Annotated in this window: 18 protein-coding genes and 1 tRNA gene; 8 read left to right on the plus strand and 11 right to left on the minus strand. The window is 58.0% G+C overall.

Features of this window, described 5'->3' with window-relative positions; translation table 11 throughout:
* Positions 1-196 precede the first annotated feature (196 nt).
* The 4 genes from OZ656_RS13155 to OZ656_RS13170 are packed head-to-tail and all read right to left on the minus strand — an operon-like array spanning position 197 to position 5950.
* Entirely contained in the window at positions 197-820 is a 624-nt protein-coding gene (locus tag OZ656_RS13155) for a hypothetical protein (RefSeq protein ID WP_286893152.1), read from the minus strand.
* A complete protein-coding gene (locus OZ656_RS13160; protein WP_278350481.1) occupies positions 813-2240 on the minus strand; it encodes a hypothetical protein in 1428 nt (475 codons plus the stop codon). The genes OZ656_RS13155 and OZ656_RS13160 overlap by 8 nt, the downstream gene beginning before the upstream one ends.
* Complete coding sequence (locus tag OZ656_RS13165) at positions 2233-5175, minus strand: hypothetical protein (protein ID WP_379944578.1); 2943 nt, start codon at positions 5173-5175, stop codon at positions 2233-2235. The genes OZ656_RS13160 and OZ656_RS13165 overlap by 8 nt, the downstream gene beginning before the upstream one ends.
* A complete protein-coding gene (locus tag OZ656_RS13170; RefSeq protein ID WP_379944579.1) occupies positions 5168-5950 on the minus strand; it encodes a Wadjet anti-phage system protein JetD domain-containing protein in 783 nt (260 codons plus the stop codon). The genes OZ656_RS13165 and OZ656_RS13170 overlap by 8 nt, the downstream gene beginning before the upstream one ends.
* A 71-nt stretch (positions 5951-6021) precedes the next feature.
* Between OZ656_RS13170 and OZ656_RS13175 the strand changes: the two genes are divergently transcribed.
* The 3 genes from OZ656_RS13175 to OZ656_RS13185 are packed head-to-tail and all read left to right on the plus strand — an operon-like array spanning position 6022 to position 7183.
* A complete protein-coding gene (locus OZ656_RS13175) occupies positions 6022-6282 on the plus strand; it encodes a DUF4160 domain-containing protein (RefSeq protein WP_022992877.1) in 261 nt (86 codons plus the stop codon).
* Positions 6279-6545, plus strand: coding sequence for a DUF2442 domain-containing protein (locus OZ656_RS13180; RefSeq protein ID WP_379944580.1), 267 nt, complete (start codon positions 6279-6281; stop codon positions 6543-6545). The genes OZ656_RS13175 and OZ656_RS13180 overlap by 4 nt, the downstream gene beginning before the upstream one ends.
* Complete coding sequence (locus tag OZ656_RS13185; RefSeq protein WP_379944581.1) at positions 6536-7183, plus strand: MBL fold metallo-hydrolase; 648 nt, start codon at positions 6536-6538, stop codon at positions 7181-7183. Before OZ656_RS13180 ends, OZ656_RS13185 begins: the two co-directional genes overlap by 10 nt.
* 22 nt (positions 7184-7205) lie before the next feature.
* On the opposite strand, the gene OZ656_RS13190 is transcribed toward OZ656_RS13185, so the two are convergent.
* A complete protein-coding gene (locus OZ656_RS13190) occupies positions 7206-8822 on the minus strand; it encodes a methyl-accepting chemotaxis protein (protein WP_379944582.1) in 1617 nt (538 codons plus the stop codon).
* A gap of 264 nt (positions 8823-9086) precedes the next feature.
* Between OZ656_RS13190 and OZ656_RS13195 the strand changes: the two genes are divergently transcribed.
* Entirely contained in the window at positions 9087-9743 is a 657-nt protein-coding gene (locus OZ656_RS13195; protein ID WP_379944583.1) for a hypothetical protein, read from the plus strand.
* 23 nt (positions 9744-9766) lie between these two features.
* Here OZ656_RS13195 and OZ656_RS13200 read toward each other — a convergent pair whose 3' ends face one another.
* Positions 9767-10390: an L-threonylcarbamoyladenylate synthase gene (locus tag OZ656_RS13200; RefSeq protein ID WP_011785986.1), complete on the minus strand. Its 624-nt coding sequence runs from the start codon at positions 10388-10390 to the stop codon at positions 9767-9769.
* Complete coding sequence (locus tag OZ656_RS13205) at positions 10387-10743, minus strand: BolA family transcriptional regulator (RefSeq protein WP_023008798.1); 357 nt, start codon at positions 10741-10743, stop codon at positions 10387-10389. The genes OZ656_RS13200 and OZ656_RS13205 overlap by 4 nt, the downstream gene beginning before the upstream one ends.
* A gap of 146 nt (positions 10744-10889) precedes the next feature.
* Between OZ656_RS13205 and OZ656_RS13210 the strand changes: the two genes are divergently transcribed.
* The 4 genes from OZ656_RS13210 to OZ656_RS13225 all read left to right on the plus strand — a co-directional run bounded on the left by OZ656_RS13210 (position 10890) and on the right by OZ656_RS13225 (position 18112).
* Complete coding sequence (locus tag OZ656_RS13210; RefSeq protein WP_153741577.1) at positions 10890-13058, plus strand: DNA topoisomerase 3; 2169 nt, start codon at positions 10890-10892, stop codon at positions 13056-13058.
* Positions 13059-13170: 112 nt separating this feature from the next.
* Positions 13171-13899, plus strand: coding sequence for a response regulator transcription factor (locus OZ656_RS13215; RefSeq protein ID WP_153741578.1), 729 nt, complete (start codon positions 13171-13173; stop codon positions 13897-13899).
* Positions 13880-15526, plus strand: a complete 1647-nt coding sequence (locus OZ656_RS13220; protein ID WP_379944585.1) for a FecR domain-containing protein — start codon at positions 13880-13882, stop codon at positions 15524-15526. Before OZ656_RS13215 ends, OZ656_RS13220 begins: the two co-directional genes overlap by 20 nt.
* 21 nt (positions 15527-15547) lie before the next feature.
* Positions 15548-18112, plus strand: coding sequence for a CHASE2 domain-containing protein (locus OZ656_RS13225; protein ID WP_379944586.1), 2565 nt, complete (start codon positions 15548-15550; stop codon positions 18110-18112).
* Between the two features lie 14 nt (positions 18113-18126).
* Here the strand turns inward: OZ656_RS13225 and OZ656_RS13230 are convergent, their stop codons facing one another.
* The 4 genes from OZ656_RS13230 to lpxB form a co-directional block, all read right to left on the minus strand.
* On the minus strand, positions 18127-18570 hold the full coding sequence (locus tag OZ656_RS13230; protein ID WP_014421988.1) for a fibronectin type III domain-containing protein: 444 nt from the start codon (positions 18568-18570) through the stop codon (positions 18127-18129).
* A gap of 283 nt (positions 18571-18853) precedes the next feature.
* Positions 18854-18930: transfer RNA gene (locus OZ656_RS13235), tRNA-Met, on the minus strand.
* A 69-nt stretch (positions 18931-18999) separates the two neighbouring features.
* The gene (rnhB, locus tag OZ656_RS13240) at positions 19000-19683 is read right to left on the minus strand and encodes a ribonuclease HII (protein ID WP_379944587.1); all 684 of its coding nucleotides are present in this window, start codon (positions 19681-19683) and stop codon (positions 19000-19002) included.
* A complete protein-coding gene (lpxB, locus tag OZ656_RS13245) occupies positions 19683-20861 on the minus strand; it encodes a lipid-A-disaccharide synthase (protein WP_121208629.1) in 1179 nt (392 codons plus the stop codon). The genes rnhB and lpxB overlap by 1 nt, the downstream gene beginning before the upstream one ends.
* Between the last annotated feature and the right edge of the window lie 4 nt (positions 20862-20865).

Raw genomic sequence — 20865 nt, forward strand, 5'->3', positions numbered from 1 at the left:
CAGATGTGGTGGTTCCACATCAAGGACTGGCAACACAGGGCTCAGGGTCCTCAGAGACAAGCCCTCCGGGAGCTTCTGAAAAGCCGAAGAACGTCGTTCTGCTGGCTAGATTTGGAACCACCAAACCTTCACCAGCACGCCTAGCTCTTCGGCTTTTCAGAAGCTCAGTAGGTTAAGGAATTAGCCAGACGGGACACTAACTCTGCTCGTACTCCTGCACCAGCTGGCTCAGAAAATAATTGCCGGCAGAACTGAGGAAATAGCGGCCCGCGCCGGAGCGGAACACCAGGTTCCGCTTTTCCAGGTAATCCAGCGCTTCACTCAGGCCTTTCTCGAAACGGGCGGCCCGAAGGATATCCTGATACTCCTCATCCGCCCCCAGGTTGGCCAGATCCTGTTCGTTTAAACCGGCTTCCGGTCGCCCCAGATAATCGAGGTCCCGCCCGCTTCGGGCAAAGTAACGGCCGATCAAAAGCAATACCACCTGCACCCGGAAGGCATTTTCGTCGTGCTCTTCGCTTTCATCGTCGCTGCTTTCTTTCAGGAAGAAAAACGCGCCGGTTTCGTTGAACACCAGTTCGCTGCCCAGGTGTTCATAGAAGGTGCGGAAATGCGAAAGATGATTGTATAGCAGGTTGTATAACGGATTGGCCCGCAGTTCGGAACGGTTGGCATCCCATACATCCCGAACGATCACGCGGCCAGCCTGGAATTCCCGGTAGATAGCAGCACTGTGAGCCGGCAGGATCTGCTCAAAGCTGCTGGCTTGTGGTTCGTTCAGGTTGTTTTCTGCATCCCGGGTTTCTACGAAATCAGGCATGTTCTGGCTCTTGTTCGGTGTGGGTCGTAGTGGTTTCTAGGCGGCGTTTTCGGTAAACAAACTGCTCGCTGTCCGGCGCCTGTTCCAGGGTGCGGAAGCGGTTGGTCGTCGTCACCTGCATACCCTCGGGCGGAGAATTAACCAGCCGGTTCAATGCCGCCAGCAGGTCCGGGAAGCGATAGCCCGGAATAAAACCGTCCAGCCGACCATGAAGCTCCCGTACCAGGTCCGCCGTGGGCCGTAGTTCCAGCGTTTCCAGCCACTGGTACAGCTGGTTGATGCGCTGAACGTTGATGCGGCTTTCGCGGCCGCTGCCGTCTACTTGCTCCAGCACTGGCACGTCCGCTTTCCGGCGCAAATCGCTCAGGCGCAGCTCCAGTTCACTGAACAGCAACTGGTAATAGCTGGACGACTGGCCGAAGGCGTAGTGCTTGGGCCGCTGCTGTGCCCGCAGGCCTACCAGGAACCCGGTGCTGCGGGCAAAGTCGCCGCCTTCCAGCCATTTACGACGAAGGCTGAGGGTTTCGGTGTCGTCTTTGAGCGCACGCAGCTTGCCGTAGAAATGCTCCATGGCGTTGTACTGGGCCATGCCCCGGCGAGTTTTGCGCAGGAAGTGTTCCACCTCCTGGGCGACGGCCTGGATGGGCTTGTACAGGGCGTTCAGGCTGATAGACGAACGGAACAACTGATCCGCCAGGCTGTGGTCGTCATGGCTCTCCAGCAGCCGCACCATGGCTTCCAGGGTTTCGAACAGGTTGCTGCCATCTGGCAGGCGGGTGTCCGGGTTCAGGAACACCAGCGTGGGCTTGATGTGGCGCTCATACAGAGTGACGATCTGCTCGAACAGGTTCTGGCGGAACTCCAGGTATTTCTCCGGCGCCCGGCTGGCGTCGCCGGACAGATCCGCCAGCTGGGCGCTGATGGTCTGCATGCGCAGCACGTTCTGGCGCAGCAGGCCGATCAGTTGGCTGACACGCTCGTTCAGGTCGTCCCGAAGTTCGGTGTAATCCGGATCGGCTTCGCTGAAGCTGCTGATTTCCAGGCGGTTGCGCACGTCCCGCAGGGTCACCAGGTGGCCCCGCAGGCGGGCGTCGGTCAGTTCCTGATAGAGCGAGGCGTTGCAGGCCCGCATCAGGTTGATCAGGGCATCCTGGAACACCAGCCGGCGCTCGCCATCGGCTTTGATAATGTCGATGATCAAGCCACTGCGGAACAGGTTGTCGGTGTTCATCGCCAGCCGCACCCGTTCCCGGTCGGCCTTGCCCAGGCTGCGGGTGTAGTCCATCACTTCAGCCACCAGATCGCTTTCGCGGATGAACCGGGCCTCGTTGCGGTCCATGCGCTCGATCATCCGGAACAGGATCTTCGGGTGTTCGAACAGCAGCCGGGTGGTGTCCAGGGTGCTGAAGCGTTTACTCATCCGCAGGCTCCAGCAGGCTGTTCTGGGTCTGGTCTGCCCAGTGGCTCAGGGATTCGCCGTTGGTAAAGCCTTCCGCGCCGCCCCAGAACACCAGGGTGCGTTCCTTGCTGTAGGGCCGCGCGGTGCGCATCTGCCCCACTTCCAGGTGCCGGCCAATCAGGTAGATCACTTCGGCGCTGGCACTGTGGGTGGCCGCGGAGAACAGGTTGAAACCCTGCTTACGCAGCCGCTCCAGCAACGACGGCATCTGGCTGATATCCACGCTGGCCAGCTCATCCAGCACCATGGGGAAGGACAGCCGCACGCCCGGGTACAGCACCCTCTTGAGCAGCCGGTACACCAGTTCCAGGTTGATCAGGGCGGTGGTGGAGGTGGACTGGCCTTTCTTGTCCAGGTTGGCGGCGTTTTCCTTGCGGGTGCGGTAGGAAATCCCGGTGATGACTTTGTCCATGGTCAGGCGTTTGCTGCCGCCCTGCTCCCCGAAAAAGTCGGCCACGAACACCCGCAGGCGGTCGTAGAAGGCGTCGGACTGCAACTGGTTGCCGTAAGGGTCGATGTTGTTGGCTTCTTCCACCAGGTTGCGGAATTTCGGGTCGGTGTGGATGTCCACCCGGATTTCCACCAGGTCGTTGATGCGCACACCGTCCAGTTCCCGATTGAGCTGGGCCTCAAACCGTGCAATGTGTTCGTGGTTGGATTTCAGGGCCTGACGATAACTGGCCACAGTTTCGTTATGGATGCCAACTTGCTGCTCCAGCACACTCCAACGCTCGGCCATGCCGGCGAACAGGTCTGAAAGGCTCTTGAAGGTGCTTCGGATAACAGACGATGTCGGGCTGTCTTTCTGCAGTTCGCCGTCGCTGTCTTCGTGGATACCCAGGTACACAAACTGGCGCAGGTGGTCGAGGATATTGCGGCGGCGCTCTTCCAGGTCGTCCAGTTGGGTTTGCAGGTCATCAAACGCGGCGGCAGATACCTGCTCGATGCCTAACGGTTGTTCTGCCTGCACCGCTTTCAGATGCGGGAAACGATGCTCTACGGTGCCCACGCTTTTGCTCAGCGCAGCCAGTTCCCGCTCCCGGTCTTCAATACGCTCTTTCTCAGCCCTGGCCCTGGCAGCTTTCTGCTGTAGCGCGTCCTGCTTTTCCTGCTCCAGCCGGGCCTGTTCCTCCAGCTTGGCTAACTGCTCCTCGGCTGCCTGCTTTTCTTCGGTGGCGTCTTTCAGGGTCGTGGCCGCAGCCGGATAGCGCTGGAGCGTTTCCAGATCTTTCTCGATAGACCGGATTTCCTTCTCCGTGCGCTCAATCAGCTGAGGTCGGTCATGTTCCTGGTTGGAGGTGTCGGCCAGCTCTGAACGTTCTTTCTCCAGGCCGTGCAGCTCACCTTCAATATGATGGCGTTGCTCGGCAAAGTTGGTGTGCCGGGCCGGCTGGCTCTGGTACTCAGTATCAAACCAGTCAAAGCCGCGATCGTTGGGGGCAAACAAGCGAGCGAAGGCTTCAATGGTGGCTTTGCTATCGGCATCCAGATCCTGGCCGGGGCTCGCCATCATCAGCCGGGGATCAACCGCCCGCAATGGCGCGGCGGTGGCTTCGTCCAGCTGGTTCTGCAGCTGCCACTGCTGTTTGCTTTCCCGGTCTTTCAGAGTATCCAGCTTGCGCTCCAGCTCCTGCTTCTTGCGCTGAATCTGCTCCAGTCGGATCTCCGCCTGGGCGGCGCTTTTCAGGGCAGCAAGGTGGCCTTTCTTGCTTTCCAGTTCTTCGGTCTGGATCTCGGCAATTTCCTGCAGGGTCATGTCGCCATACTGCGAGATCAGCAGCTCACCGTCTTTCTGGCTCTGTTCGGCCTGCTTGATACGCCGATCTGCGGAGCGAATCTCGCCCTTCAAACCGCTGGCATCCTGCTCCAGTTTTTTCAGGGTTTGCAGCACGTGGCGCAGAGTTTCGTTCTGTTCGTTATAGGTTTCCAGAGCCACCCGGCGCTTGGCAGCAATATCAGCCAAGGCGTTGGTCACCCCGTCCCGGAAGGCGGCGAACTCGTGCTGGCTGCGCAGCAGATTCTGGTAGGCCTGGTAGTCCCGGTTCAGCTTCTCAAACCTTGGTCGCTCTTTCTCGATTCGGTTGAGCTGGCTTTGCTGCTGTTTCAGTTGGTCATGGCGATTCAGGAAATCGTCGATGTTGAAATCGAAGGCATCATCGGCAAACTTCTTGTCCGCTTCGATGATGCTGGCCACCGCATTGGCCATGGCCTGGTCGTCGGCTTTCATCTCGAACAGCAGCAGAATCAGGGTGCGCAGCGACTGCACCCGGCGCTCGTCGGATTCGCCCAGGGGCAGCACGGAATAACGCACCGCGTCGGCGTTCATCAGCTCGCTGCTGTAGAGCATGGTTTTCAATTTGGCCGGGTCGTTGACCAGCCTGGTCTCTTTCGAGAGCTTTTTCAGTGCCTCAGACAGGCGGGTGAATGAGAGCTCCGGCACCGCCTGGCCAATGCCATCTTCATCGTCGCCGTTCCAGAACAAAGGTCGCAACTGGTCATAACTGACCGGAACAAAAGCCCGGCCGTAGCTGAGCTGACTGGCGTTGTCCCGGTACAGAATCTGGCAGTGGGTGCCGGCCGGGTTCTCTGCTTCCATGATCAGGAAACTGAACTGGCTGGGGAAATAATGCTGGTAGCTTTCTTCGTTGGTGTAGAAGCTGCCGGCGCTGGCGTTGCGGAAGGCAAATTTCTTGCGGCTGTTCTTGAAGTTATTCTCTGGCAACAGGAACAGGCGCAGGGAGTTCAGCAAGCTGGATTTACCCAGGTTGCCCGGCCCCAGAATCAGGCCGTGGTTGTCTACCGGAATTTCCACGTAACAGAAGCCGGCGGAGTCCACCAGCACCAGGCGGCGAATGCCGAAGGTGAACGTGCTCGCGCTCGCCTGTGAATCACTCATCCAGAATCATCTCCTGTTCCATGAATTTGCCGGTGGCCCGGAAGGCCTGCGCCAGCGACACAAACTCCAGATCTTCCGCCAGCGACAGGGCTTTTGTAAACCTTTCGGTGGAGTCCGGGGTTTTGCGGAAACGGCTCAGCCAAGGTTGCCAGTCAGCCGGCTGCAGATAGCAGGCCTTGTCGCCCAGTGCCGATCGCACCGATGAAAACATCTGCAGGCCGCCGGCATCGTAATCAAAGGCGCAGAGCACCTCATCGTAACTGGTCAGCCAGTTCAAATCCGCAGTACCGGTAATCCGATTGCCGCCACCGAGCACGACATCGCTGTTTGTGAGATCAACTGTCTGGCCCAGGCAGTCACCGGCAAAGGCCAGCATCTGTCGGTAGTAATAAAAATTTCGCTCATTCTCCACCACCAGCACCCGGGGCGCTGGCCGAAAACCGATATCCACCGAATCTCCGGTAATCACCACCGAATCCGGCCGGTTGCCTGTCAGGGCGTGATGATATACCAGCAGAAAACTCACATCGGTGCCGTGGCGGTGGGAATCGCCCTTCTTCGCCGCATCTACTCTGCTAACGGGTGAAGCGGCCTGTCGATGTAACTCCGCAAACGCAGCTTCATCAAGAATGGTTACCTGCCAGCGATTGGCGCCAACCTTCTCCGTTGCGAACAGCTCCCGATGCCGCCGACGCTGGGAATCCGGCAGCTTCTTCACAAAGGCGTCGTAGTTGATGGCCTGTCCCTGAAGGATTTTCTGGAGGTAGTTCTTCAATAGCTCACCTGTCCGCAGATTGTTATTATCGGTCTACCAAAATATGACACCTTATGAGCCACGGAGGGCCCATGCCAACCATCAGTGAATTCTTCGGCATTCTGATACGGATGTATTACGATGACCATAATCCTCCCCATTTTCACGCTTATTATGGGGAACACGAGGCCATCATTCTGATCGAAACGCTGGAGATTGTTGAGGGCAAACTGCCCAAAAGAGCCAAAGCGATGGTTATCGAATGGGCCTTTGAACACCGACAGGACCTTATCGCAGACTGGCGCCTTGCCGAGCTGCACCAGCCACTGAAGAAGATAGAGCCATTGGAATGAACAGCATGCCCAGAGTCACCCATGTGGAAGCCAAGGCCGATTACATACTGGCCGTCACCTTCGATGATGGTACTCATGGCGAGATCAGCCTTGCCGATCGTTTGTTTGGCCCGATGTTCGAGCCCCTGAAAGACCCGGCATTCTTTGCTCAAGCAAAGGTTGATGAGTTCGGAGCCATCTGCTGGCCCAATGAAGCAGACATTGCCCCGGATGCTCTCTACCGCAAAATCAAATCTGAACAAACTGGAACAGTATGTCGCTGAAGTACAAGATCGTACCCGTCACTCCCTTTGAGCAAAACTGCACCCTGCTCTGGTGTACCGAAACCCACAAAGCAGCGGTGGTCGACCCTGGCGGGGACCTGGATCGCATTCTGGCGGCAGCCGAGGACGAAGGCGTGATTCTGGAGAAGATCCTGCTCACCCACGCCCACATAGATCACGCCGGCGGCACGGCGGAGCTGGCCAAATCAGCGGGGCTGCCCATTGAAGGCCCACACAAGGACGACAACTTCTGGATTCAGGGCCTGGCCATGCAGGCACAGATGTTCGGGTTCCCGGCGCCGGAGGTGTTCACGCCCAATCGCTGGCTGGAAGACGGCGACACAGTCACCGTGGGCAATGAAACCCTGGAAGTGCTGCACACGCCGGGCCACACCCCTGGCCATGTGGTATTTTTCCATCGCGAATCAAAGCTGGCCCAGGTGGGTGACGTGCTGTTCAATGGATCCATTGGCCGCACGGATTTCCCGAAAGGCGATTACAACACCCTGATTCACTCTATCCGGGAAAAGCTGTTCCCGCTCGGGGATGACGTTAGCTTTATCTGTGGCCACGGCCCCATGTCTACGTTTGGCCAGGAACGCGCCACCAATCCGTTTGTGTCTGATCACCGGGGCTGAGTGCCCCGGTATATCGCCCATTTCAGCTCTGGGACAGGCGGAACTGCTCGATGGTTTTGCGCAGGGTTTCCGCCATGGCCAGCAGATCCCCTGCAATTCGCGCGGTCTCCTGGGCATCGCTGGAGGTCTGCTCGGCAGAGCGGCTGATTTCAATCACGTTCTGATTAATGGAGTCCGACACTTCGCTCTGCTCGTTAGCCGCACTTTCCATTTCCTCATTCAGCCCCGTGATTTCACGCACCGCTGCAGCAATGGTTTGCAGCTCGGTTTCCACTTTCAGAATTGAATCCACCTGGTGCTGGGCGAGTTCCGAGGCATGGCGCATGGTACCGACACAATCCACCACCTCTTTCTTCAGCCCCTCAATGGTATGGCGAATCTCCTCAGTGGACGCCTGAGTGCGCGAGGCAAGCGCCCGGACCTCGTCCGCGACCACGGCAAATCCCCGGCCCTGCTCACCGGCTCTGGCCGCTTCAATCGCCGCGTTCAGAGCCAGCAGGTTAGTCTGGTCGGCAATCTCGGAAATCAACTCCAGCCGTGAAGCCATTTCCGTTGTCCGCTGATCCAGCTGCTCGATACGCTGCGCACCGTTCTGAACCTCTGCATTCAGAGATTCAATACCCTGCACCGCATTGCGTGCGAGGTGTTCCCCCGTTTCTGCAGATTTGGTGGTATCCGCCGATTTCCGTGCAGTGGTCACCGCGTTCTCGCGAACCTGTACGGCGGAAGCTGCCATCTCGGTGGTCGCGCTGGCCACCTGGTCGGTGTTGTCTTTCTGGGCAAGAACTTCCCTTTCTGTGGTCTCTGCTTTACCGGCAATGGTACGGGCCGCCGCTTCAACCTGCTCTGCGTTATCCATCACGGTATGCATGCTGGCGCGAATCTTTGCAACCATCCGATTGAAAGCGCGGGAGACCGAGCCGATCTCGTCGTTTCGGGTTACGTCCAGTTCAATGGAGAGATCCGAATTACGGGAAATTTCATCCATGCGGTCGTGCAACCGACGCAAGCGGGAAAACACCAGCCGCCCCAATACCACGGTAGTCAGTATGAAAATAACCACGAAGATCAGAATCTGAATACCGCCACTCACCATCAACTGCTGCTGCAGGCGCGCGTCACTTTTCGCCAGAGAATAGTCGACCCGAATGGCGCCCAGCACGTCCCCTTCCTGGGCCTGGTGACAGCCGAGGCAGTTCACACCCTGATAGTTTTCGCTGGCAATGACCGGCTCGATCAGGGTATAGACACGACCCGCGTCGTTCTCGGAATAGTGTTCAACCCGCTCACCACCCAGCGCTTTCATGTCCAGTGGCTCACGGCGTTGTTCGGCGGCATTCCCTGCACCGTACATGGCATTCAGCTGATCGCTGCGGATCACCCGAACATCCAGTACGTCCTCGGGAGCCATCACCTTCTCCCGCAGAACATCGCGGTTATTAATGGTACCTGTCACCATCATGGTGTTCAGGCCATCGAAAAAGGACTTTGCCAGACCGTCCACATATTTGTGGCTGTACTCTTCGAGGTGGGCTCGCTGGGACTGGGCGCTGTAAACAACCGTAAACACGAGAATGACGGTGAAAGCCGCTGCCAGTGCTGCCAGCAACAGAAAACGGATTGAGTATTGTTTTTTCATGTGACCCCGACAACGGAAGATGATCTGGACATCCAAGAGTAATGACGGCGAATTGGCGCATAACTTTATAGATATGCATCAATTTTTTTATGACGCAGATCATCCCGACGCGCGCTCTATGACATTCCTTGCAATGTTTTACATTCATCCCGGCGCCTCCGGACCAGGAGGCAAGTCAGGTTGGCCCGAAACCTGCAAAGTCTGATGCATCACGGGCTAATTCCGTGATATCCGGCAGAGATTTTCCGTTCAGGGGAGACAACCATGTCATTGCTGACATCACTGTTACAGGCCAGCACGCGCTTTCAGCAAGCCATGGACAACCGTGCGCCGCGCACTGACGTACCCACCGGTAAAAGCAATGAAGGCGCCGCCACAGGCGAGCCCCAGAGCAGCACCGACGACCGCTTCACGCCGTCACAGTGGCAGGAGCGCAACCCGGCCAGTCAGAAAACCCGGCAACTGCCACTAACCCAGTACAAGCAGACGGTTGCCCAGGATCTGTCCTACGTTCGTGAAACCCTGCGGCACAAACTTGCCGAGTACAACGTGCACCCGGCAACCGCGTTGAGCGTGAGTAAAAACGAGCAAGGCAGCATTCAGCTGGACGGCAAAATTCCTGACCAGGTGCGGGAAAAGATACAACAGGATCTCAACAACAACCGGGGATTTGGTGAGGCGCTGAGCCGTTTGAGTGTGACCGAACCCACCCTGCATTTCATGGATAACGCACTCAAGCTCAATCAGGCCTATGGTGTGAACAATTCCCTGCTGGATTCACTGCTCAGTGAGAACCAGCAGTTCAATGGGCTGCAAGACGTCATTCACCGCTACGACAGCCTTCGTCGCACAGCCACACCCGCCGAGACGGGTATCACAGCACAGCAACGCTACGCCTTCAGCCTGAACACCCGGGCCTGAAGCCCGGGTTCAAATCAGCGATATCAAACCTGAAACGGCGCCGGATCGCCCTTGCCCACCCGCGTAACTTCGGGCACATCACCGGTAAAGTTAACCACCGTGGTGGCTTCCATACCGCAGAAGCCGCCATCGATAATCAGATCGAGCTCATGCCCGAGGGTCTCCCGGATGTCGTAAGGATCGGTCAACGGCTCGGTTTCACCCGGCAGAATCAGGGTGCTGCTCATAATCGGCTCACCCAGTTCACCCAGCAATTCCCGGACAATCTCATTGTCCGGGACCCGAATGCCGATGGATCGACGCTTGGGATGCAACAAACGGCGGGGCACCTCACTGGTCGCGTCCAGAATGAAGGTGTACGGGCCCGGCGTAAAATTCTTCAGTAACCGGTACTGGGTATTGTCCACCTTGGCATAAACCCCGATGTCTGACAGGTCACGACACACCAGGGTGAAGTTATGCTTGTCGTCCAGGCGCCGAATCCGCTTGATGCGGTCTGCCGCCTGTTTGTCGCCGAGGTGACAGCCCAGGGCGTAACCTGAATCGGTGGGATACACAATCACCCCACCCTTGCGCAAAATCTCCACCGCCTGTTTGATCAAACGTTTTTGCGGTGTTTCCGGGTGAATCTGGAAAAACTGGCTCATCCATTAGCTCCTTGTTGAAGCTTCTTGTCCATTGCTGCATCACCTTTCGACCCACCCATACAGTTGGGCGAAACCGGAGACGCCTGACCACTGGCCGTCCACTCTTCCGGCGTATACAGATGCAATGCCAGAGCATGCACCGGCCCCGCCAGTTCATCCGCCAGAACCTTGTAAATTGCCTGGTGGCGCCGCACCTTCATCTGCCCTTCAAAATCCGCTGACACCAGCGTTACCTTGAAATGGGTTTCAGAGTTGGGTGGCACCGAATGCATATGGCTTTCGTTCTCCACAGAAATCACGCTGGCGTTAAAGCCCGCGACCAGCTTTTCCTCTATGCTTTTCTGTACTTTCATAAAACACCTACTCCGGACTTTAAGCATCAATGTCCCGACCTGCTGTGTAAACAGTCTACTACAGTACGCCTCGGAACCCCGAAGCCCTTGACACAAAAGCGCCAAAGCGACACATTCCCCTGCCAGCAACCAACCCCCAGTTACCCATGCACCTGTACATCGCCGAAAAGCCAAGCCTGGCCCGAGCCATTGCCGCAGCACTTCCCGGCCCCCACGAGAAAGGCCAGGGCTGGATACGCTGCGGTAAAGGACCGGATGCTGCCACGGTAAGCTGGTGTATAGGCCACCTGCTGGAGCCCGCCGAGCCGGCCCGCTATAACCCGGCCTGGAAAAAATGGCGCATTGAAGACCTGCCCATGTTCCCCGAACCCTGGCAACTGGTGCCCAAAGACAGCGTGCGCCTGCAATTCAAAGTGCTCGAAGCCCTGGTTCGCAAGGCCGATCTCATTACCCACGCCGGTGATCCCGACCGTGAAGGCCAGCTACTGGTCGACGAAGTCCTGCGCTATCTCGGCACCAAGGCACCGGTAAAACGGATACTGATCAACGACCTTACCCCCAAGGCGGTAGCCCGCGCCATACAGAACCCCCGAGACAACCGGGAGTTCCGCCCACTGTCCCATTCTGCGCTGGCGAGACAGCGGGCCGACTGGCTCTATGGCATCAATCTCACCCGATTCTATACCCTCAGCTATCAAACCCGGGGCGAACAGGGCGTCTTCTCCGTGGGTCGGGTGCAAACTCCGGTGTTGGGCCTGGTGGTGGATCGAGACAACACCATCGAGCACTTCCAGCCCAGGCCCTGGTACCGGGTCGAAGCCACCTTCCAGGCCAGCGAGCCGGAGGCCGACCAGCGACCGTTCATTGCTCGCTGGTTACCCGGTGACGAATTTCAGGATCATCTGGATGAAGAAAACCGGTTGCTGGACAAGTCGGTAGCCGAGCAGATTGTCTCCGCCATCAGCGGCCGACCCGGCAGAATTGATGAAGCCCGGTTTCGCGATCGCCCGGAACCGCCGCCGTTACCTCTGTCGCTGTCTGCACTCCAGATAGAGGCTGGACGACTATACCGGATGGGCGCGAAAGACGTGCTCGACACCGCCCAAAACCTGTACGAACGCCATCAACTGATTACCTACCCAAGGTCAGACAGCCGCTACCTGCCAGAGGAGCATTTCAGCCAACGGGAGGCGGTGATTCGTGCCATCGCCCGTGTCGCCCCGGATTTGTCCGGATTCTGCGAGAAAACCGGGACAGAACGCCGCTCTGCCGCCTGGAATGACAAAAAAGTGGATGCCCACCACGCAATCATTCCCACAGTGCGGCCCGCACCAAACGGCAAGCTGTCTTCGGCCGAACAGAAAATCTACGATCTGATCAGTCGATTCTATCTGATGCAGTTTGCACCTGACGCCGTGCACCGGGAGGGCCGGCTGACGGTCGCGATTCAGGACTATCGCTTTCGCGCCACCGAGACAGCCGTGATCGAGCCAGGCTGGAAAACGCTGGAAATCCGCAAGCGGGAACCCGGGCAAGAGCCAGAAAAAGCTCCGTTGCCAAGACTGGAAAAAAACGAGCCGGTCCTTTGCACTGACCCCCAGACTAACGAGCGCAAAACCCAGCCGCCACAACACTTCACCGATGCCACGCTGCTATCGGCCATGACCAATATCGCCCGTTTTGTCGCCGACAACGAGCTGAGAAAAACGCTGCGGGAAACCGATGGCCTTGGCACCGAAGCGACTCGTGCAGCCATTATCGATACGCTGTTCCGGCGCGATTACCTGTTCCGGGAAAAACGCTTCATCCGCGCCACCGACAAGGGGAAATCCCTGATCGCGGCGCTACCGGAATCGATTCGTACGCCGGATCGCACCGCTGTCTGGGAGGCCACTCTCGAGGGCGTTCGCCGTGGCGAAGAGGACCCAAGAGCATTTCTGGAATCCCTCAAAGATGAAATCCGCGGATTCATGGCGCAAGCGCCCGCTGCGGGTTTGGCGAATGCAGAGACGTCCGGCACCGCCATTCACTGCCCGAAATGTCGGGCACCGATGGTTGAACGGGAGGGCAAGTTCGGTGCGTTTTTTGCGTGCACCCGATACCCCGCCTGCAAGGGCACCCGCCCCCTGGAAGACTATCAACCCGAGGACGGAACCAGCCAGAAACCGGTACCCTGCCCCCACTGTTTCTCGCCCCTGGTGCGGCGCAAAAGCAAAAAAGGCTGGTTCTGGGGCTGCAGCAATTTCCCCGGCTGCCGACAAACAGTTGATGATCACAACGGCCGGCCAGCGGTGGACTTACGGAATTCTACATAACGATACTGAACGGGAACTCATTTTTTGGGATAATCCCCGACACTGCAGGGTCTGACCAAGGGCTCTGCGCTACGGTATATAAACCAGGCAACACGATCGAGGGCCCGGCTTAATGCGCATTGCTCTGCTGGAAGACGAACACGAACAGGCGCAGCACATCCAGTCCATCCTTTCAGAGAAAGGACATCACTGTGACAGCTTTCCGACCGGCCAATCGTTTCTCGGTGCCGTTTTGCACCGCAGTTATGATCTGATTATTCTGGACTGGCAGATTCCGGACATGACCGGCATCGAGGTACTGGAGAACATCCGGGCACAGCTTAACTGGCCCGTACCCGCCATTTTCCTGACCCAGCGTGACAGTGAAACCGACATCGTTCGCGCCCTGGATGCCGGCGCCGACGACTATATCGCCAAACCGGCACGGGCGGCTGAACTGGTCGCCCGCATCAATGCACTGGCCCGGCGCAGCAATCCGGAAAGTGAAAAGGAAGTGCTGGTCTACGGGCCCTTTGAGATCAATACCAACCAGCGCATTATCCTCCTGCATGGCGAGCCACTCACGCTCACCGACAAGGACTTCGATCTGACGCTGTTCCTGTTCCAGAACCAGGGCCGCCTGCTCACCCGGGAGATGCTGCTGGAGCGGGTGTGGGGATTGACCAGGGACATCAATACCCGCACGGTGGATACGCATATGAGCCGCCTTCGCAGAAGGCTCGGGCTCAACCCTGAAAACGGATTTCGCATCAAGACCATCTACCAGCGAGGCTATCGGCTCGAAGCCATCAAGCCCGGTGACGCAAACGAAATTCGGAACGATGACACTGCAAATGCCTGACGCTCTGAGCAAGCAACTGAAAACCCTGGCCTTCCTTGCACTGGCGTTCATGGTACCAGCGACCACTGTCGCGGAGCTGTCAATCGCACGGGGTTCTGCGGTATCCGGCAGCCAACAACGGGACAATGCCCCGGAGTGGGTTTATACCTTACGCCAGGGTGATACGGTTGCGAGCATAACCCAGACGCTGCTTTCCCAGCAGACCACACAGCAACAACTGCTGGAGCATAATGGCCTGGCCAGCAACGCCAAACTCGGCGCCGGGGATACCCTGCGCATTCCCGTAAACTGGCTGAAACGTCAGCCCGAACCGGCCCGGGTGATTGCGGTCACCGGCAACGTGCAACAGATCTCCGGAATGGATGGGCGAAAACTCCCTCTGTCCGAAGATTCGATTGTCCGGGTTGGCGACGAAATTCTCTCCGGTGCCGGATCGGCAACCATTGAACTGGCCGACGGTTCGGAACTCCGGATCTCCCCGAACTCCCGCCTCATGTTCAATCGCCTGACCCAGTTTGGCAAATCGGGCATGGTCGACACCCGGCTTCGCCTGCAACGGGGCGAGGTTCACACCCGTGTTCGCCCGGTCATTGAGGGCGGAGCCCGCTTCGAAATCGAAACACCATCCGCTGTCGCCGCGGTCCGGGGTACGGTATTTGCCATTCAAGCCACCACCAACGGCAGCAGCGTGCAGGTTACCGAAGGTGTGGTGGACTTCGGCCAGCCAGGCAACACCCGCCGCATTCCAGCCGGCTATGGCGCGAGTGTTTCCACCGCCAACGGAGGCGCCCTGAATATTCGGCAACTTCCGCCAGCGCCAACCATGAATCCCTTGCCATCGGTGCTTACTCAGCTTCCGGCCGAACTGTCCTGGCAGGCAGGCGGTTACCCGGCCTATCGGCTGGACATTTTTGACCAGGCATCAGGCACCTGGGTGCAGAGTCGTGATGTGGCTGGTACCCGTTTCGACATCGCCCAACTTGACAATGGCCGCTACGAAATCCAGCTCGCCGCGATTGATCAGCGCGGTATTGCCGGAATGCCCGGTACCGCGGAACTTGAGGTAGACCTTCAGGCAAAAAAGCCGGACCTCACCGCACCGGCTGATGGCGAGAGCGTGAACGACGACATGCCGGAATTCCGCTGGCAACTCAATGGCGCCAACGAAGTTGCCCGGGTGGAGATCGCCGAAGATGACAGCTTCCGGCAGTTGGTGACAACCAGCGAGTGGGCGCCGGAAAGCCAGGCGCTTCCGTCGCGCCCCCTGAGCCCCGGCCAGTATTACTGGCGCGTGGTTACGGAGGCGGGAGGCAGCTCTGTTGCCACCTCCGAACCGCGCAAGATCGTTGTTAACGGCACTCTGCCGCCAGTCCGGATTATCAGCGTGAACTATCTGGACAGCCAGGTTCGGGTGTTCTGGGAAAACATCGACACCGCCACGGATTACCGTCTGCAATTGGCTGAAGAGCCGGCGTTTCGCAATATCATCAAGGAAGCCGATATCGCCGATACCACTGCGGCCTTGCGCCTGATTCCCGGAAGAAGGTATTTTGTCCGCGTCAAAGCGCTTTCTGACGGCCCTCTTGCCAGTCGCTGGGGCCCGGGCAGGGAGCTGTATCTCGACTAACCTTCTACGACAAAAAGGCCGATGCGAAGGGACTGGTTACCGATAACAACAACACCGTGGTCCTTGGGCCTGCTACTCGTCACCACCCTGCTACTGATTCAGGCGACTGAGCTGCCGAGTCGAATCAATGACTGGATGTATGACAGGGCGATCACAACCTGGCCAGCGCCCATGGATGATTCGGTGGCCATCATTGCCATTGACGAGTTCAGCCTGGAACAGGTTGGCCGATGGCCCTGGGACCGAAGTCTGCATGCCTCGCTGATCGACACCTTGCGGCAAGCGGGCGCAGAAACCATTGTACTCGACATCCTGTTTCCGGAAGCCGGGCCGGGCGATGAGGAACTGGCTAGCGCCATGGCCCGCCATGGCAACGTTGTTCTACCAGCCTATCTTACCGCTCCAACCCGGGAACGGCTGATCAGTGAACAACTCCCCACACCCAGCCTGGCAGGTGCCGCAGGGGCAATCGGGCATGCCCATATCGAGCTGGACACAGATGGCGTCGCCCGCGGGCTCTATCTGTACAACGGCCTTGCCGGCCGATTATGGCCGACCCTGTCACTCGCCGCTCACCTGCCAATATCGAATCAGATGCAGGCGCAATTGCCGAACTACATCAACGTCCGGGAGGATTATCGGCTGGTGCCCCTGGCAGGCGGGGCCGGCACCTTACCCACCTACTCCTACGCGAGCGTGCTGAGCCACCCGCCCTCACCGCAGGAGTTTGCCGGCAAAACCGTTCTGGTCGGCGCTACCGCTGCGGGGTTTGGCGACATACTGCCAACGCCGTTTTCCGGTCTGAGCCGACCAATGTCCGGGGTGGAATTCCATGCCAATGTCTATTCCGCGAGTAAGCAGAATATACTGATCGTGCCGGCGGAGCCCTGGGTAGCACCCGCACTGAACCTGCTCGTGCTGTTGTTGTTAGCTCTGCTTCTTCCTCGCCTGCGCCCTGCTGCCACCTTGCTGGCATGTGCAACCATTGCCGCAGGACTGGTAGCCGGTTATGTATTGCTGCTAATTGGGGCCCGGGTTCAGCTGTCCGTAGCCAACGCCCTGATTCTGCCGATGGCCGCGATGCCCATTGCCAGTGCACTCCGGCTTGCCATGACCAATCGCTTTCTCAACCGGCAACTGGACGAGATGACCAGAACGCCGCGGCTATCCCTCCCTGAACCTTCGAACCGGCATCCTCACCAACTGCTGATGCACTTGCGTGCGCTGTTCCACCCACCCGGATGGCTGCTGGCAGCAGAGGATGACCTGTTGGAAGTACAGGAAATGACCCTTGTCCAGGCCCCACCCACGGAAACGCCAGGACGGTGGGAACACCAGCAGAACCAAAGCTGGATAACGCTGATTCGTGGCGGCACCAGCTACCTGCTCGGCCTGACACTGCCGAACGACCTCAGTCGGGAGGTCATCCAGCGCTATCTGAACCAGCTGGAGCTGGAGCCCCATGCAGACAGTGAACGCCAGAAGGGGCCCCGGGAAAACATTTCGGCCCGGATCGAGAAAGTGCGCATTGCCACCCAGAAGCTGGCAGAAATGCAGGCGTTTATTCGCCACAGCTTCGAGCACATGCCCGATGGCATCATCGTGACCGATGAATTAGGCGTTATACGGTTTACCAACCGTCACATTGAAGACTGGTTTTGCGAGCCTATGCCAAGTCTCAGCGGCATGCCCCTGGCCACCCTCCTTGATGGCCACGACCCCCGGGACTTGCCGCCCTGGTTCGAAACCATTTCAGAGGCGCTGACCCTGAGACAAAGCCGAACCGTAGACCTGACATTGAACGGTAAAGATTTTCTCATCCACCTGGCACCTTTTGCCCTGCAAAACAGTCGCCAGTTTGGCATTATTGCCAACATCTCAGACATCTCCGAACTCCGGGAGCAGCAACGGCAGCATCGTGAGGCGATCGACTTCATCTCACACGATGTTCGCTCACCTCTGGTCTCTCAGCTGGCCCTGATTGAACAACTGAAACGGGATCCCAGCCATATTGACGCCAACCAACTCGACCAGTTGGGGCGGCTGGCGCGGCGTAGCTATCATCTGGCCGAAGAGTTTGTGCAGCTGGCTCGCGCCGAGCAACTGACCGAAACCCGGTTCTACGAATGCGAATTTCTGGCGATTGTTGAGAACGCTCGGGACAGTGTGTGCGAGCAGGCCCAGGAAAAGGGCATTTCGATCGTGCTGAACGGTACCGAAGACCTCTGGCTGAAAGGCAACGCCGAACTTCTGGAACGGGCCGTCATCAACCTTTTGACCAACGCCGTGCAATATAGCCACCCGGACTCTGCAGTCAGCGTTCACGTCTATCAGGCAGCGCATCTGGCCTGTCTGGCCATATCAGACGAGGGCTATGGCATTGATCCGGAGGAACTGCCTTTACTGTTCGACCGCTATCATCGACAGAAGCGCAGCGAGATAGCCGGAGCGCATGGCACCGGCCTGGGGCTTTCGTTCGTTAAAACGGTGGTGGAAAAACACCGAGGGGAGATCAACGTCGACTCACGGCCGGGCGAAGGCACCACTTTCACTCTGAAGCTACCAATCGCAGACCCGATGTTCTGAACCGGTATGCCTGCTCAGGACTGGATGGTCTTGCTGACCGGCTCAGAAGGCTCACTCAGAAGACCGGCAGTGTCCTGAACCTGGATGGTGAAATACCAGGTACCCGCATCAAGGTTATCGACCACATAGGACATCTCTGCCTCACCACTGGCACCATCTACGGTGATCTCTCTGGACAGATCATCAGCATCCTGCCCGTAACGAATCACGTATCTGTCCAGCTCTCCCATCGCGATCGACTCACCGTTTACACGAGTCATAGGCGCAGACCAGCTCAATACAGCAGAGCGCTCTGCAACCGGCTGAGCACTGCCAACACTACTTCCGGTATTGGGTAGGCTGCCAGATTGAGTCGCGGATTCACTACCCCCGGAACCACCGCCGCCGCACCCCGCGAGCACCATCCCTACCAACAACGCGGCAATCCATGCCCTTGACATATAAATGACGCGTTTCACGGTTATTCACCACCATATTTCCGTCGATTTTGTGAAATTCTATAAAATCGACGCCGATGATGATGCGATAAATGTCATTTTTATAGATAAAAAATCGTCATTTTTCCGTCACCATAATACAAGACGGAAATCGAAAGGAATTGAGGGGACACCGGCACATCGCAGAGAAGCGGAAACAAAAAAGGCAGACCAGTAAAACTGGCCTGCCTTGCAAGAATCAGGGCCAGAACAAAACACTGGCCCCGGAAACGAGAAAAGCCAGCAAAAGCTGGCTTTTCTGGATTGGTAGCGGGGGCTGGATTCGAACCAACGACCTTCGGGTTATGAGCCCGACGAGCTACCAGACTGCTCCACCCCGCATCAAACTGTTTGTTAACTGGGTTGCCCCTGTCAACGTGGCGCGTATACTACCGCCGGCCCCGCACCCTGTCAATCGATATTTTCAAATAAATCGGCAAGATAGTTCAACTCCTGAACAGACGCGGACGAACCTCCATAAACCCCGACGGCATCCAGCGCCATTTTTACCGGCCGAAAGGATCGGCGATGCTCCGGGGTCACCCCAAGGCGATTGAGCGCCTCGAGATGCACAGGCGTGGGGTACCCTTTGTGCTGGGAGAGCCCAAAACCCGGAAACCGGACATCCAACGCCTCCATCTCGCGATCTCGCGTCACCTTTGCCAGGATAGAGGCAGCACTGATCGCCTCAACCCGACTATCACCTTTGATCACGGGCTCGGATGGCCACTGCCACTTCGGGCAACGGTTCCCGTCCACAAGAACGTACTCCGGGGCTATCGAGAGCCCTTCAACGGCACGCTTCATGGCCAGCATTGTCGCCTGATAGATATTCAGCTCGTCGATTTCACTGGCCTCGCATCGGCCCAGGCTCCAGGCAGCCGCGTTTTCCAGAATATCGTCATATAATCGCAGGCGTTTCTTTTCGGTAAGCTTTTTGGAATCCGCCAGCCCGGGGATAGGCCGCGCTGGATCAAGAATCACAGCGGCCGTCACAACCGCTCCGATGAGCGGGCCGCGCCCCACTTCATCCACACCGGCCAGCAGCGAGCCGCGATAGGAACATTCAAAAGGAGGTAATGCCTTGGCCGCCATCAGCTTCGGGACTCCAGCAGCTCAGACACCGCTGCCGCCGCACGTTCGTCGGCGCCCTGGCGCAGCGCCTGGTGCAACTCCAGAAACGCCTGATGCAGCCTGTCGCGCTCCTGTTCGTTTTCCAGCCTTTCCAGAACCGCCGCCCCCAACTTCTCCGGCGTTGCGTCGTCCTGTAACAACTCGGGCACCAGTTGCTCCTGGGCCAGCAAATTAGGAAGCGCCACCCAGGGAACCTTGACCAATCTGGACAGTATCTTGTAACTGAAATCGCTGAGCCGGTAACCTACCACCATCGGTTTTTTCAGTAACATCGCCTCCAGTGTCGCGGTACCGGACGCCAGCAGCACCACATCGCTGGCAGCCATCACCTCCCTCGACCGACCACGAACCAGCGTGACCGGCAAGCTCACCTCCAGGGATTCAACCAGCTCACGCACCTGCCGCTCACGATCCCGATTGACGCAGGGAATAACCAGCTGCAGATCCGGGCGACGTGCCTGGAGCCAACGGGACGCTTCGAGAAACAGAGTGCCGAGACGCTCAACCTCACCACCCCGACTACCCGGCAACACCGCCAGCACAGGTTTATCCACCTCAAGACCGAGGCTCTCACGCGCAGCCAGAGTATCCGGTTCCAGCTCTATCCTGTCAGCCAGGGGGTGCCCCACAAACGACACGGGCACATGATGCTCCTCATAAAACCGGGCCTCAAAGGGGAACAACGTCAGCATAAGGTCCACAGACTTGGCAATCTTGAAGATACGCTTCTGGCGCCAGGCCCAAACCGAAGGACTTACGTAGTGTACCGAGGGGATGCCTGCTTCCCGGCACCGACGTTCGATGGCCAACGTAAAATCCGGTGAATCGATTCCAATCACAACATCCGGAGGGGTAGTAAACAGATAATCCAGCAAGCGCGCACGGATACTGAACAGCTCACGGATCCGGCCAAGCACTTCCACCAGCCCCATCACGGAAAGCCGTTCCATTGGCACCAGCGAGTGAAACCCCTCAGCGATCATTTCATCACCGCCGATTCCGACAAAACGAGCCTTCGGGTAACGCTTTCTTAGCGCACGAATCAGTCCGGCACCGAGAATATCTCCCGATGCCTCGCCGGCAATGATGGCGATGGTTCGCCCTGAGAATGTGGCCGAATTGGCCTTTAGCTGTGTCACCAGC

The sequence above is a fragment of the Marinobacter sp. LM1 genome (assembly GCF_042763285.1).
Lineage (GTDB): Bacteria > Pseudomonadota > Gammaproteobacteria > Pseudomonadales > Oleiphilaceae > Marinobacter > Marinobacter nauticus.